Source organism: Pseudomonas sp. O230, from assembly GCF_045447035.1.
GTDB lineage: Bacteria > Pseudomonadota > Gammaproteobacteria > Pseudomonadales > Pseudomonadaceae > Aquipseudomonas.
On sequence record NZ_JBJGXN010000012.1, the window covers coordinates 112,073 to 124,769 of the forward strand.

Annotated in this window: 14 protein-coding genes and 1 pseudogene; 4 read left to right on the forward strand and 11 right to left on the reverse strand. The window is 49.4% G+C overall.

Annotated elements, in window-relative coordinates; translation table 11 throughout:
• Both fahA and maiA read left to right on the forward strand, forming a co-directional pair.
• Complete coding sequence (gene fahA / locus ACI77H_RS25590) at window positions 1–1,305, forward strand: fumarylacetoacetase (RefSeq protein ID WP_407014395.1); 1,305 nt, start codon at window positions 1–3, stop codon at window positions 1,303–1,305.
• A gap of 12 nt (window positions 1,306–1,317) precedes the next feature.
• On the forward strand, window positions 1,318–1,953 hold the full coding sequence (gene maiA / locus ACI77H_RS25595; protein WP_407014396.1) for a maleylacetoacetate isomerase: 636 nt from the start codon (window positions 1,318–1,320) through the stop codon (window positions 1,951–1,953).
• 213 nt (window positions 1,954–2,166) lie between these two features.
• Here maiA and ACI77H_RS25600 read toward each other — a convergent pair whose 3' ends face one another.
• From ACI77H_RS25600 to ACI77H_RS25640, 9 genes are all read right to left on the reverse strand, one after another.
• On the reverse strand, window positions 2,167–2,943 hold the full coding sequence (locus ACI77H_RS25600) for a class I SAM-dependent methyltransferase (RefSeq protein ID WP_407014397.1): 777 nt from the start codon (window positions 2,941–2,943) through the stop codon (window positions 2,167–2,169).
• A 16-nt stretch (window positions 2,944–2,959) separates the two neighbouring features.
• Complete coding sequence (locus ACI77H_RS25605) at window positions 2,960–4,261, reverse strand: MFS transporter (RefSeq protein WP_407014398.1); 1,302 nt, start codon at window positions 4,259–4,261, stop codon at window positions 2,960–2,962.
• 53 nt (window positions 4,262–4,314) lie between these two features.
• The gene (gene moeB / locus ACI77H_RS25610) at window positions 4,315–5,472 is read right to left on the reverse strand and encodes a molybdopterin-synthase adenylyltransferase MoeB (protein ID WP_407014399.1); all 1,158 of its coding nucleotides are present in this window, start codon (window positions 5,470–5,472) and stop codon (window positions 4,315–4,317) included.
• Between the two features lies 1 nt (window position 5,473).
• Window positions 5,474–5,746 (reverse strand): MoaD/ThiS family protein, encoded by a 273-nt coding sequence (locus ACI77H_RS25615; protein ID WP_407014400.1) that lies wholly within the window; start codon window positions 5,744–5,746, stop codon window positions 5,474–5,476.
• 514 nt (window positions 5,747–6,260) lie between these two features.
• Window positions 6,261–6,527: a hypothetical protein gene (locus tag ACI77H_RS25620; protein ID WP_407014401.1), complete on the reverse strand. Its 267-nt coding sequence runs from the start codon at window positions 6,525–6,527 to the stop codon at window positions 6,261–6,263.
• Window positions 6,527–7,129 carry a TfuA-like protein gene (locus tag ACI77H_RS25625; protein ID WP_407014402.1) on the reverse strand — a complete coding sequence of 201 codons (603 nt, stop codon included), beginning with the start codon at window positions 7,127–7,129 and terminating at the stop codon, window positions 6,527–6,529. Before ACI77H_RS25625 ends, ACI77H_RS25620 begins: the two co-directional genes overlap by 1 nt.
• Window positions 7,130–7,184: 55 nt before the next feature.
• Window positions 7,185–8,399 (reverse strand): YcaO-like family protein, encoded by a 1,215-nt coding sequence (locus tag ACI77H_RS25630; protein ID WP_407014403.1) that lies wholly within the window; start codon window positions 8,397–8,399, stop codon window positions 7,185–7,187.
• Window positions 8,400–8,487: 88 nt separating this feature from the next.
• Window positions 8,488–8,679 carry a hypothetical protein gene (locus ACI77H_RS25635; protein WP_407014404.1) on the reverse strand — a complete coding sequence of 64 codons (192 nt, stop codon included), beginning with the start codon at window positions 8,677–8,679 and terminating at the stop codon, window positions 8,488–8,490.
• 314 nt (window positions 8,680–8,993) lie between these two features.
• A complete protein-coding gene (locus ACI77H_RS25640; protein WP_407014405.1) occupies window positions 8,994–9,797 on the reverse strand; it encodes a SirB1 family protein in 804 nt (267 codons plus the stop codon).
• 172 nt (window positions 9,798–9,969) lie between these two features.
• Between ACI77H_RS25640 and ACI77H_RS25645 the strand changes: the two genes are divergently transcribed.
• Window positions 9,970–10,989 (forward strand): Glu/Leu/Phe/Val dehydrogenase dimerization domain-containing protein, encoded by a 1,020-nt coding sequence (locus ACI77H_RS25645; protein WP_407014406.1) that lies wholly within the window; start codon window positions 9,970–9,972, stop codon window positions 10,987–10,989.
• Window positions 10,990–11,155: 166 nt separating this feature from the next.
• Here ACI77H_RS25645 and ACI77H_RS25650 read toward each other — a convergent pair.
• A pseudogene (locus ACI77H_RS25650) lies at window positions 11,156–11,395 on the reverse strand (YebG family protein); the annotation flags it as partial.
• A gap of 300 nt (window positions 11,396–11,695) precedes the next feature.
• Between ACI77H_RS25650 and ACI77H_RS25655 the strand changes: the two are divergent.
• Window positions 11,696–12,196, forward strand: coding sequence for a phosphate-starvation-inducible protein PsiE (locus ACI77H_RS25655; protein WP_407014407.1), 501 nt, complete (start codon window positions 11,696–11,698; stop codon window positions 12,194–12,196).
• On the opposite strand, the gene ACI77H_RS25660 is transcribed toward ACI77H_RS25655, so the two are convergent.
• Complete coding sequence (locus tag ACI77H_RS25660; protein ID WP_407014408.1) at window positions 12,193–12,510, reverse strand: DUF3509 domain-containing protein; 318 nt, start codon at window positions 12,508–12,510, stop codon at window positions 12,193–12,195. The two genes, ACI77H_RS25655 and ACI77H_RS25660, sit on opposite strands and share 4 nt — an antisense overlap.
• Window positions 12,511–12,697 lie beyond the last annotated feature (187 nt).

Here is a 12,697-nt window from a genome sequence, read left to right on the forward strand (position 1 = left end):
ATGACTCAGACTTCCATTACTCGTAGCTGGGTTGCCTCCGCCAACGGCCATGCCGATTTTCCCCTGCAAAACCTGCCGTTGGGTGTGTTCAGCGTGAAGGGCGCCGCGCCGCGTAGTGGCGTGGCGATTGGCGAACACATCTTTGATCTGGAAGCCGCGCTGGAGGCTGGCCTGTTCGATGGCGCGGCGAAAACTGCCGTCGAAGCTACCCGTGGTGGCCAGCTCAATGCCTTTTTCGAGCTGGGCCGCGAGGCTCGTGTGGCCCTGCGTGAACGCTTGATCGAACTGTTCCAGGAAGGCAGCACCCTGCACGGCAAGATCGAAGCCCAAAGCGCAAAACTACTGCCGCTGGCGGCAAACTGCGAGATGCACCTGCCGGCAAAAATCAACGATTACACCGACTTCTATGTCGGCATCGAGCACGCGCAAAACGTTGGCAAACTGTTCCGTCCCGACAACCCGCTGCTGCCGAACTACAAGTACGTGCCGATTGGTTATCACGGTCGCGCATCGACCATTCGCCCGTCCGGCACCGACGTTCGCCGGCCGAAAGGCCAGACGCTGCCGGCCGGTTCGACCGAGCCGACCTTCGGCCCGTGCGCACGGCTGGATTACGAACTGGAACTGGGTATCTGGATTGGCCAGGGCAACGAGATGGGCGACCCGATTGCCATCGGTGATGCCGCCGATCACATCGCCGGGTTCTGCCTGCTCAACGACTGGTCGGCGCGGGATATCCAGGCGTGGGAGTACCAGCCTCTGGGGCCGTTCCTGTCGAAGAGTTTTATCACCAGCATCTCGCCATGGGTCGTGACAGCCGAAGCGCTGGAGCCGTTCCGCCGTGCGCAACCGGCGCGTCCGGAAGGCGATCCGCAGCCGCTGCCCTACCTGTTCGACAAACGCGATCAAGCCGCGGGCGCCTTCGACATCGAACTGGAAGTGCTGCTGCTGACCGAAGCCATGCGCGAGCAGAACATTCCGGCCCATCGCTTGACCCTGAGTAACACCCAACACATGTACTGGACCGTGGCGCAATTGGTCGCGCACCACAGCGTCAACGGCTGCCAGTTGCAGGCCGGTGACCTGTTCGGTTCGGGCACCTTGTCGGGGCCGGAAAACGGTCAGTTCGGCAGCCTGCTGGAAATCACCGAGGGCGGCAAAAAACCGATCGAGCTGGCTTCCGGTGAAGTGCGTAAATTCCTTGAGGACGGCGACGAAATCATTCTGCGTGCCCGTTGCAGTCGCGATGGTTTTGCCTCCATCGGTTTCGGCGAATGCCGCGGCAAAGTGCTGCCGGCGCGTTAAGAGGAACGGGTCATGGAACTCTATACCTACTACCGTTCGACCTCGTCGTACCGGGTGCGGATCGCATTGGCGTTGAAGGGCCTGGATTACCGGGCGCTTCCGATCAACCTGATCGCGCCGCCAGGTGGCGAACATCGCCAGCCAGCGTATCTGGTCATCAACCCACAAGGCCGGGTGCCGGCCTTGCGGACCGACGAAGGCGAGTTGCTGATTCAGTCACCGGCGATCATCGAGTACCTGGAGGAACGTTATCCACAGGTGCCGTTGCTGTCCAAAGACCTCGTGGCTCGTGCGCATGAACGCAGTGTGGCGGCGGTGATTGGTTGCGACGTGCATCCGCTGCACAACGTCAGCGTGCTCAACAAACTGCGGCAGTTGGGGCACGATGAACCGCAGGTGATCGAGTGGATCGGGCACTGGATCAGCCAGGGGCTGGCGACGGTAGAGCAGTTGATTGGTGATGAAGGTTATTGCTTTGGCGATGAACCGGGGCTGGCGGATGTGTACTTGATTCCGCAGTTGTACGCCGCTGAGCGATTCAATATTTCGCTGGAAGCGTATCCACGGATTCGGCGAGTGGCGGCGCTGGCAGCCGCGCATCCGGCGTTCATCAAAGCGCATCCGGCAAACCAGCCTGACACTCCTTGAGGCCTCACGCATATCCCTGTGGGAGCGGGCTTGCCCGCGATGAACGATGATGCGGTTTACCTGTTAAACCGCGTCGCCTGAATCGCGAGCAATGGATGGCTTACCGCACCCGGGTTTGGAAAAAGCTGCGTTCGGGCCGGTGTTCAGTACGGTCTGGCACTGGGTTCGCTGGTGGATGACCTTGTCAGACGCTTTATTGGAAAAGGTAGGGTGCTATTGTTTTCGAGCTATAGTGAGTGCTCTCTGGATGCTGTTTCGCGATATCAGAATGTGATGCCCCTCACGAATTAAATTTTCCAAAAAATGACGTCCCAGGATACGCTCGACATCCAATTTTCTCCTATATATTTCAGAGTACACTTCTATCTGCTTTGCCAAATTCGGATCGGTGTCAATGGTAGTGAGTATTATAAAATTATTTTTGATTAGTTCTACATAGAGAGGATCCTCAAGTATTAGTTGAGAGGTGGGCGCTCTTTTAATCCAGTTACTGAATATTAGATATCCGCCAGGCTTGAGAACCCGATTTATTTCAAAGGCTGATACTATATAGGGTGCCGAATGTTGTATGGAATCTATGGCTATAATGCAGTCGATGCTGGATAGCGGGAGCGGTATCGACTCGAAGTGGCCAATGGCGAAATTGACGCTAAAAGAAGTGTAGGTTTTTTGAATTCGCTGATTGGCTAGTTTTATAGCAGTTGATGAGATGTCTAAGCCAAACCATTTTCCATTATGGATGCGAGCTAGCTCAGATGTAAGTTCTCCTGTGCCACATCCAAGTTCCAGTCCTAATAAAGGTGATGGAATAATTGAAAGAGCGTCATGGATCTGATTAAGATCCTTTCTTTTCAGAAAGGAAAATTGATTGATTTCCTGAATGTAGTCAGCGTCAAAAGCTTTTTTTAAGATGTCTTGAAGTAAAGTCGTGGCAGAGAGCTTCTCATAAATTGAGTCATATTCTTTTGTAATATCGATATTTTTTTTCACTTAAGAAGTCCGTCGTTCAATGCGCGGTGTCGTGGAAGGCAGTGGGATATATCTCCCTGTAAACTTCGTCTAGTTTTTTGTTGGAAGTCCTCATCACTAATTTAAACTGTGGGATGAGGAAGACAATCATAGAGAGAGTGGATATTAGACCCCCGAATAAGATTATAGTGAGATTCAGGTTTGTTTTTTCAGTATATAGCCCAACCACAATGCTTCCTATCGGGCTGGCAAGCGCCGAAAAAAACGCTACGGTAGCACTCATTCTATTTCGATATTGCTGAGGTGTTGCTAATGTTCTGACAGTTGATGCGTGTACGTTGACTAACATTAAACCTACGCCTCCACAGAAAAAAACTATGGGTAGCAACCAAGGGGAATTGAGTAGGCCGGTAATGAGGAGGTTACATCCCAGTAGTGAAAAACCAACGGAAATACAGACATCTCGCGGGACTTTATTTTCCAGCCAACCTATAAAGTAATAACTTCCAACTAATATGCCTAATCCGAACGCAGAGTCTAATAGGCCGACATACCAAACAGGCAACGATAGTATATCTTTTACGTACAGCGGGACTAAAATTGCGAAAAAAGGAAATAATGCGAAATTTACGATCATGGCTAAGATTGATAAATAAAATTCAATTTTTATTCGATACGCAATTCTAAAACCTGAAAGAATCAGACTAATCCTGCTTTCAGTCATCAAGTTTGAAGCGCTTTGTTTGACGACAGCTGAGCTCACTAATCGCGCTGCCAGCACTATTGCAAGCAAATCAACGCCGAGCGCCATACTGATTCCTAGGCCCGAGATCAATCCTCCTGCAATAACAGGGCCGATGAGTGTGGCGAGCGAAGACATTATCGCTTTCGATCTGAAGGCAAGAGGAACTTGCTCTTTGTCAACCAGGGAAGGGATAATACTTGACTGGATTGGGTCTCGTACGCCTATGACGATACTTCCGATAACCATTAAAGAACCGACAGCGATCGCGTTGAACTCATTCAGTAGCGATAAAGTTAGCAGCGCCAAAACGGAGCCAGCACTTAGAATATTACCGATTAATATTACTTGTATTTTGCAATAACGATCGGCGACCCATCCTAATAAAGGTTTTGCAAGTATCTCTGCGCTGATGGCGCAGGCGACCATCGCCGAAAAGCATGCTGCGCAATTTGTCTCTTGTAACGTCCACCACGCAATTGCAAGTTGGTTTGCGCGTATGCCCAAAGTCAGGATAAAAAAGCTAAGTTGAAATCGCCACAAATTCGGTCCAAGCGTACCTACCACAAAATGGTTTAGAATATTAAATTTATACATTTTCTGGACCCCCCCTGTAAAGCCGCAATTGATGCTTGCAAGCAAGCGAATTTTTATGTTGTTCTGTTTTTTTTGTTGTTAACAGCGCAAATGTAGCCGCTTGCTACATAAGCATCTAGCCCATTCTCAAGACTTAAGGCTATAGCTTCAGGGAATGCTTCTTTTACTAATGAAACGGCTTGCCGGCTTCTTAGACCTGATTTACAGTAAAAAACTAAAGGCATGTTAGAGCGAATCTCCGAAATCCGATCTGGAAGTTCAATTAGTGGTAATAGGACACCTCCTAGGGAAAACTCTGCTGATTCAGACTTTTCTCTCACGTCGATCAGTTGAAAAATCTCGTTTCTGAGAATCCAATTGTTGAATTCGAAAGCCGAAATGCTGGGGCTATTAGACGTATTTTGTGCGAATGAAAGCTCGTTTAGTGTGTTTGAAGAGAAAGTCATGTTTCTAAGTGGGTTGTCAGCTCTATTTTCAATTAGCATGGAGCGGTTTTGCATAGTGAGCGCGTCTATAAGTAGTACTTTTCCAGATAATGGTTTCCCCATTTTTACAATTATTTTGAGGGTTTCGTTTGCTTGGAAGCATCCAAGTAATCCTGGTAGAACTCCAATAACTCCAGCTTCTTTGCAGCTTTCGGTAAGGTGTGCCGGAGGAGGAGATGGGAACAAGTCGCGGTAGTTCGGCCCGATTGTATCTGTCTCTGGATCTAAATAATTGAATACACTCAGTTGCCCCTCGAATTGGCTGATTGATGCATATATCATAGGAATTTTTGAAAAGAAGCATGCATCATTTATAAGAAACTTGGTGGCGAAGTTATCCGTCGCATCTACGGCAATGTCGTAATTCGAAAATAAAGGCATGGTGTTGTCTTTGTTAATTTCAAAGTTGTGTTCGATGATTTTTACATGGGGGTTGAGTGCTTCCAGTCTGATTTTCGCCGCGGAAGTTTTTGATCGTCCAATATCTATTGTAGTATAGAGAACCTGGCGTTGGAGGTTGCTTTCATCAACAACATCATGATCTACAATCTCGATAGTTCCAACACCAGCTGCCGTCAAATATAGGAGAACGGGGCAGCCTAGTCCCCCTGCACCAATAACAAGAACCCGCGCGTTTTTTATTGCGATCTGCCCTGTGATGCCAATTTCGTTAAGAGTCAGCTGCCTCGCATATCTCAAAATGTCTTGTTCGTCTAACTCGATCATATTAGCCCCCGGCAACAGCGTTTATGAACACTATTTCTGCGTCGTTTTTTAATATAACTTCCTTTTTCGATACTAGGGTCGGCGGCTTTCCATCAATAAAAACTCCTACAAAATACTGGAGTTTTCCCTCGGCGGTAAACATAGGCCCCAGAAGCTTCGGATATAATGCTATGAGTTCTCTATAGATACCCTCTAATGTATCTTCAGAAGATAAATGTTCTATCGTTTGATTTGAGAATCTTCTTAGTTGTCTAGGGATTGTGATTGTGTGCATGAGTTATAGCCTTTGTAATATTGTGTGGGTGGCTAAGATTGATGATAGTTCAGATAAGTTTTGCGTAACTAAACTCCCGGTTTCTGAGAGGTGTGGCGAGTCTTGTAATGTTTGAAGGGTGCCGCGAAAATAATTAAACAAGGTAAGTGTTCTTTTTAGGTGGTGTTCTCGTTTCGGGTTTTCAGTTAGTTTTAAGTGGTAGATTATAGCGGTCGCGGAAAATAGGCTTGCTAATAATATTCCACGAATATCTTTTCCAGATGTTCCAGAGGGAAGGCTATAAATGCTGGGGCAACTAGGTTTCTGAAAGTCGTAGATTTCCGTTATGAGGCTGCACCAAACGTGAGACAGTTCATGTATGTAAGTTTCCTCAAGCACGATCTCCGTGGAAAAAACGCTCTCTCCTAAATAAATAGTCTGTGGTATTTTAGGATTGCTTGAACTTGGCTGATTGGTACTGAGTTTTTTTACTATTAATGGTATGGCTAATAGTTCTCGCCATTCGGGGATTGTTTCAATTATTCTTTTTTTTTGCGTGTGATAAAGCGAGTATCTCTCCATTGTAAAGTGCTCTGTGAGGAAGAGGCTTTGGCATTTCAACTGATTTGTCTTGATAAATTTCATACGCAATGGTTGGGTTGAAATATTGCGAGAGTTTACGTTTTTTATTGTCAGCGTTGCTTCTCACAACTGCCGCTAATGTTAGTAGTTTGGAGCCATCGAATGATATGTTTATGAATGGGATGCCTCCAATTGCATTTATGACTTCAGAAGGGGTCATTAAGTTCTCCTATCAAGCCAAGGCTTGCTCGTAATAAAGTCAATTGCATCGTGAGTTTTTATTCTGAATTGATCAAAGTTTTCAATAAGTTTACTGGTCGCTGCGTTGTCACAATCCTCTTGCAGTAACATTTCGCTTAGCGAGTTTAGTGTTCTAAGTCCGTACCATTGATTTTTCATTTGATGAGTTATTTTTTCAGCTACAAGGTTGTTTATTGAGTTTTTATTTACGGCATGATCAAGTAGGCTTCGAATGTGGATCATGGGTTCACTTAGCGGTATATATGGATGGGCTTTTTCGTGCAGCAATGTGACTTCGTCATCGGAATATTCTTTATTTTGCTGGAATAATTCATAAACTTTTCCATATCCTTTAAGGCCATAATTTGACATTTCACATGCTCTAATTGCACCCATTGACGAAAGTCCCCATATTCTCCAACCTTTCTTTAACGCGTCGAGTAGTTCAGCGTGACCTACTGCGGGATAGGCATGGAATGTCCCATCCACAATCGCAATGCTCCCTGGATCATACTTATCTATTAGTTTTGTGATGTCCCCTCTCTTGATTGGTGGGCGGATGTTAATTGTCTCGCTCTCCATTAACAATTTCGAGTCAATCCCGTGCGCAGTGGGTCCAATGAAAACCGAGCATTTGTCAAAGTTTGTTCTTGGCATATTTTAGTAGCCTTGGTCCAATTCGTTTTAGATCTTTATCGAAAGATTCAAGTTTTGGTGCTATTATTCTTACCACTTGAATTAAATCGTTGGGCTGAGTGAGTGTTACTCGTAGTATCGATTTAACTCCGACTTTTTTTACCGCTGTCGCTAATATTCTCCAAGCGTCTGCTAATGAAGTGATGTTTTTTTCGTGATCTTTTATTGTTGAGTATTTAATAGTATTCGATTGGTCGTGGGCTTTTTGACGAAGAAGATTGATTGCTTCTATTTCTTTATTTCGACCGGCTCTCTTGAAATATTCTACTCTCTGTATGATGTCATCTCTGCCTCCATGTATATGGCTGAGTCTACTTTGAGCTGCTTCACTAATTGCTCTAATAAGTGCTACTTCCTTGATCGGATGGCAGCCTGTACCGGTAGCGATTGAAATAGGTGCGCCAGGAAAGGCTTCCATAATGAAGGCCTGAAAATACGGAAGGCCGAAAAAATTGTCCGTATGTCTTACAACTATATCTAGCTCGGCGTTTTTTATTTTTGAAATTAAGTTTTCAATGGCTTGAGAGAATGTGTCTATTTCTAAAAAGTTGGATGTATTTTCAATCATGTCAAATGCTTGAATGTCGCGCTCGATGAGCTCGCATAATCCATGCACCGATGCTTCCAATAAGTCGTTTCCTGATGCTAAGCCATTTGAGCTTTGTCCAAAGAGTTTTTGTCCTTGATTTTGTGTATAAGGTATAAACACTAATCCAGCTGGAACTAATGCTGTTCCACCATTGACGAGTTCTTCGGCTTCGACAACCATCAACAGCTTTTCGGGATTGGCTTTCAATCCATAATTAACGCAAAAATCAACGAAATCGACTTTGCCGGTATGACTTTCTACCAATTGAGTTGGCGTGCTTTTTAGAGCAACTATTGGTGAATTTCCATATTCTGCGAGGCTAAACTCAATTGCTTCCATGTATGCACCAATTTTTGCCTCCTCTTCTATTAGACCCTTTCCCGCATTTACACAAAGTGAACCGCTTTTTGCTGCTGGCCTAATACTCGCGTAGACGGGAATTCCTATTCGATCAAGCCAAGTTGTATCTGTTACTCGAGTGATACCTAAGCTTGGAGCTATAGCTTCGGCAATCTTGATTGTTTCTAACGCGCTACGTTGTCGTAGGCTGGAGCTTAATCTGTGCATTCTTACTACCGCCCTCTTCAGGATCTTAATGTTTAGTGTGAGTGGTATGTGCTGGTTGTGAGAGAGGGGCCCTCTCTCTCACGTTGCATCAGTTTTTAGATGCGTCCTCCAAGCCAATAGTGTCACTGTTAGACTGATGCGCCACAAACCCTGCATGCATAAGACTTTCATCATTGAGCAGTGTGGCAAATTTCTCCGCAGTTTCAGTATCTACGCTCAGTTCAAATGTTTCTTTGGATATGTCGGTATTCATATTTGATTCCTTTTCGTTGTCTTTCATGGGATGTGCGCGCCATTTGAAATTAATTCTCTAATCATTAAGTGTCAATACAGTGATTTTTTGTCTGCGTGCAATTTCCTCAGACGTTATGTCGGATAGATTTTGTAATTCTATAAGAGGTTTCCTGCAGGATTGAAGGGGGATTCCTACAAGCGCCTTTTTCAGGTTCTAATTGCTCGTAGATGTATTTTTTTATTTTCTAAAGGGTGATGTCGCAGAGATATTTTTATCTGAAATTATTTTTTTATTTTTTCAAATAAACGCGAAAGTGAATCGTGTTTATCAGTTTGAATTGATCAATGGTTTAATAATGTTTAATGGACGACAGAATTAGGCGGCAAATGCCCCAGCCGTTCAGTCAACCGAATCCGCTGGATCGGGTCGTCGCTGAGCAGCAATGCATGCTCCAGATCGAATCGCTCGGCGTTCGGGCAGTCCAGTCGCTGGTAAAGGCTGGCCCGGGCCAGGTAATCGGAGGCATTGGCGTTGCCCAGTTCCAGCACGCGCTCGGCGTCGATCAACGCACCGATGTAGTCATCGTGGGACAGGTGCAACTGGCGCAGGTTGCGGGACAAGCGCTGGAGCATCTGCACCGGCTCGGCCGTCAGCAAATGCTCGGCGCTGAGTTTCATGTTCGGGCCGTATTGGCGGTGCAGCAGTTCCCGGCAATCGTTGGGGTACAACCGACGACCGCCGCAAGGGTCCAGCAGGTGATCGGCGCCCGGAACCCGCAGCAGGAAATGCCCTGGGAAGTTGACCCCGACCAAAGGGATTTCCAGGCATCTGGCCAGTTCCAGGGCAATCAGCCCCAGTGCGAGGGGTTGCCCACGCCGGCGCTCCAGTACTTTGTCGAGCAAGGCCACTTGCGGGCGCAAGGGGGTGAAATCGTCCTGGGCGAATCCCAGATCATTCAGGCGTCGCAACAGCGGCTGGGCCAGCTCGCTCACCGGCAACATCGGCAAGCCAGAACTGACGCGCTGTTGCAGGTCCTTGAAATTCGCCAGTACCGCCAGCGGGTCCACCTCTTTATCGTGTTCGGCGGCAATCCACAGCGCCGCTTCGAACAGCGTGGGCGGTGATCGTTGCAGGCAGTCGAAAAAGCGTTGGCGGGGCGTCATCAAAATCTCCGTGACATGCCTCGTTTTAGCCTCCCCTGCGGCATTCGTCCAGTGTCGCGCAGGTTATGTCCGAAAGCCTGCATGGCGGCGTCGCTTATTCCGGTGCGCTTCTGCAAATTTTGGGCGCACGCCTATACTGGCGACTACAAGAAGTGATTCGGGAGCCCTTACGATGTTCGCTCTCATGCAAAGCACTCGCCTTGAATCGCTGCATCTGAGCGTCGACCCGGTCACCGGGTTGAAGGCGGTCATTGCCATTCATAACAGCCGTCTGGGGCCTGCCCTGGGGGGGTGTCGTTACCTTGCCTACCCCAGCGACGAGTCCGCGGTCGAGGATGCCATTCGTCTGGCACAAGGCATGAGTTACAAGGCGGCGCTGGCCGGCCTGGCTCAGGGTGGCGGCGTGGCGGTGATTGTTCGACCGATCCATGTGGAAAACCGCGGCGCGCTGTTCGAAGCGTTCGGGCGCTGCATCAATCAGCTTGACGGGCGCTACATCACCGCCATCGACAGCGGTACCTCGGTGGCGGACATGGATTGCATTGCCCAACAGACCCAGCACGTCACCAGCACCACCTCGGCGGGCGACCCGGCGCCGCACGCGGCGATGGGCGTGTTCACCGGCATTCGTGCCACGGCCATGGCCCGACTGGGCAGCGACAACCTCGAAGGCCTGCGCGTGGCCATTCAAGGCCTGGGCAATGTCGGTTTTGCCCTCGCTGAACAACTGCACGCTGCCGGTGCGGAATTGCTGGTCAGCGACATCGATCACGGCAAGGTGCAATTGGCGATGGAGCAATTGGGCGCTCACCCGATCGCCAACGATGCGCTGCTCAGCACGCCGTGTGACATACTTGCGCCGTGCGGCCTTGGCGGAGTGCTCAACAGTCACAGCGTGACGCAACTGCGCTGCTCGGCAGTGGCCGGCTCCGCGAACAACCAGCTGACCCATCTGGATGTTGCCGATCAACTGGAACGGCGCGGAATTTTGTATGCGCCGGATTACGTGATCAATTCCGGCGGGCTGATCTACGTGTCGCTCAAACACCGTGGCGAAGAGCTGACGACCATCACCGCACACCTGTCGAAAATCAGCTCACGCCTGACCGAAGTGTTCGCCCACGCTCAGGCGGAGAAACGTTCGCCGGCCAGAGTCGCGGACGAATTGGCGGAGAAGGTGTTGTACCGCTGAACCACACCTTAATGACAGGCATGAAAAAGGCCCTGAGCCATTCGACTCAGGGCCTATTCAATTCGGGTGTTGCTTACTTCGGCGTTTTAGCCGCTTTGGCTGGCTTGCTCGGCTCAGCTGTTTCAGCCACTTCAACCTGCTCAACGACTTCAACAGGCGCGCTCAGCAGCTCGGACAACGCGTCTGGCTGACTCTTGAACGCCTTGGCGAACACATCGCGATTCTTCGCCATGTAGATCCCGGCTTCTTCCACTTGCTGCTCGGTCAGGGACGGAACAGCTTTTTGCAGCACTTCAGCCAGCAATTCGGCCAGTTCGAGCATTTTGTCATGACGGTCAGCTTCGGCTTTATCCATGAACAAGCGCTCCAGATCTCGGCTGCTGCGGTATACCACTTCGACGGCCATTCACCACCTCACATGCCTTCACGATAGTTGTCTGTTTCGACCACTGTATTTATATACAGGGAAAAGGATAAGCGAATCCCTGCGCTTTGGGTAGTGGCTTTTTAATGTAGACCGAAATGAGGGTTTGTCATTTAAACCGTGGCGCGCCCATCGCGAGCAGGTGCGACCAAACGCCACGGAGCGCGTTTTAGAGCACATCGCCATTATGTCGCAGGCGCCTCTGGCCTTTTTTCTGCATGCAGAACAACCGTCACGTCCAACCCGCATCATCCGCTCGAACCGAGCTAAGGAAGAATCATCGTGAAAATCAACTGGGCCGAGAACCTGCGGCAGAACGTGCACCAACTGGCCGAGTCCCTGGGCAATCTGTTCGTCGAGACCTTCCACTACCTGGCGTTGTTCGCCATCGGTGCGGTGACCGCTTGGGCGGCAGTGATGGAATTTCTGGGGATGATCGAAGAGGGGCACATCAAGATCGATGACATCTTGCTGCTGTTCATCTACCTCGAACTGGGCGCGATGGTCGGGATTTACTTCAAGACCAATCACATGCCGGTGCGCTTCCTGATCTACGTTGCGATCACCGCGCTGACGCGACTGCTTATCTCCAACGTCTCGCACCACAATCCACCGGACCTGGGCATTATTTACCTATGCGGCGGGATTTTGCTGCTGGCGTTTGCGATTCTGGTGGTGCGTTACGCTTCGTCGCAATTCCCTTCGGTGAAGATCGAACACCCGCAACGCAAGACCGGTGCGGGTTCCGGAGAACATTCCGAAGTGGAGAAAGGCGAGATTTAAAGCCGCATGGCGGGGCGCGCGTGGCCTTTGGCCGAGGGCGGCGGCGGGGTACGATTGTCGCCGTCTTTCATGGCTTCGAGGATGGTCATTGCGCTGTGACCCTGTTCGATGGCGATGCCGAATTGAATACTTTGTACCAGGCGTTTGAGGCGCTTGGGGTCATTGCGTTGTTCGGCGCTGATCATTCGCTTGGCCACGACGCGGCCGCTGTTGGAGAGGGTCAGCATGATGCTGCCGTCCAGCCCCTGAATGCTCAGGTTGATCTGGTAATCCGGTGCAAAGGCATCGGTAATGAGCTGAAAAGGGTTGTCCATGATGCGTCACCGCCTGATTGAACGTGCAGTTGTTGACCGGCCATGATCGGGTTGGTTCGCAACACCGGACCATCGGCATGTCGCTCGCTGAGGTTTTCAAAACTCCTTTTTTGCCTCGCAAGAGGAGTAGCAAGGGGCATGCCGGAAAAATTGTCGAACAATAGACGCGGCAAAAAGAAGGCGGGCA

Excerpts from the sequence above, each read along its gene's own strand:
- fahA (WP_407014395.1), top strand. The coding sequence starts at position 1 with ATGACTCAGACTTCCATTACTCGTAGCTGGGTTGCCTCCGCCAACGGC.
- maiA (WP_407014396.1), top strand. The coding sequence starts at position 1,318 with ATGGAACTCTATACCTACTACCGTTCGACCTCGTCGTACCGGGTGCGG.
- ACI77H_RS25605 (WP_407014398.1), bottom strand. The coding sequence starts at position 4,261 with ATGTATAAATTTAATATTCTAAACCATTTTGTGGTAGGTACGCTTGGA.
- moeB (WP_407014399.1), bottom strand. The coding sequence starts at position 5,472 with ATGATCGAGTTAGACGAACAAGACATTTTGAGATATGCGAGGCAGCTG.
- ACI77H_RS25615 (WP_407014400.1), bottom strand. The coding sequence starts at position 5,746 with ATGCACACAATCACAATCCCTAGACAACTAAGAAGATTCTCAAATCAA.
- ACI77H_RS25620 (WP_407014401.1), bottom strand. The coding sequence starts at position 6,527 with ATGACCCCTTCTGAAGTCATAAATGCAATTGGAGGCATCCCATTCATA.
- ACI77H_RS25625 (WP_407014402.1), bottom strand. The coding sequence starts at position 7,129 with ATGGAGAGCGAGACAATTAACATCCGCCCACCAATCAAGAGAGGGGAC.
- ACI77H_RS25630 (WP_407014403.1), bottom strand. The coding sequence starts at position 8,399 with ATGCACAGATTAAGCTCCAGCCTACGACAACGTAGCGCGTTAGAAACA.
- ACI77H_RS25635 (WP_407014404.1), bottom strand. The coding sequence starts at position 8,679 with ATGAAAGACAACGAAAAGGAATCAAATATGAATACCGACATATCCAAA.
- ACI77H_RS25640 (WP_407014405.1), bottom strand. The coding sequence starts at position 9,797 with ATGACGCCCCGCCAACGCTTTTTCGACTGCCTGCAACGATCACCGCCC.
- ACI77H_RS25645 (WP_407014406.1), top strand. The coding sequence starts at position 9,970 with ATGTTCGCTCTCATGCAAAGCACTCGCCTTGAATCGCTGCATCTGAGC.
- ACI77H_RS25660 (WP_407014408.1), bottom strand. The coding sequence starts at position 12,510 with ATGGACAACCCTTTTCAGCTCATTACCGATGCCTTTGCACCGGATTAC.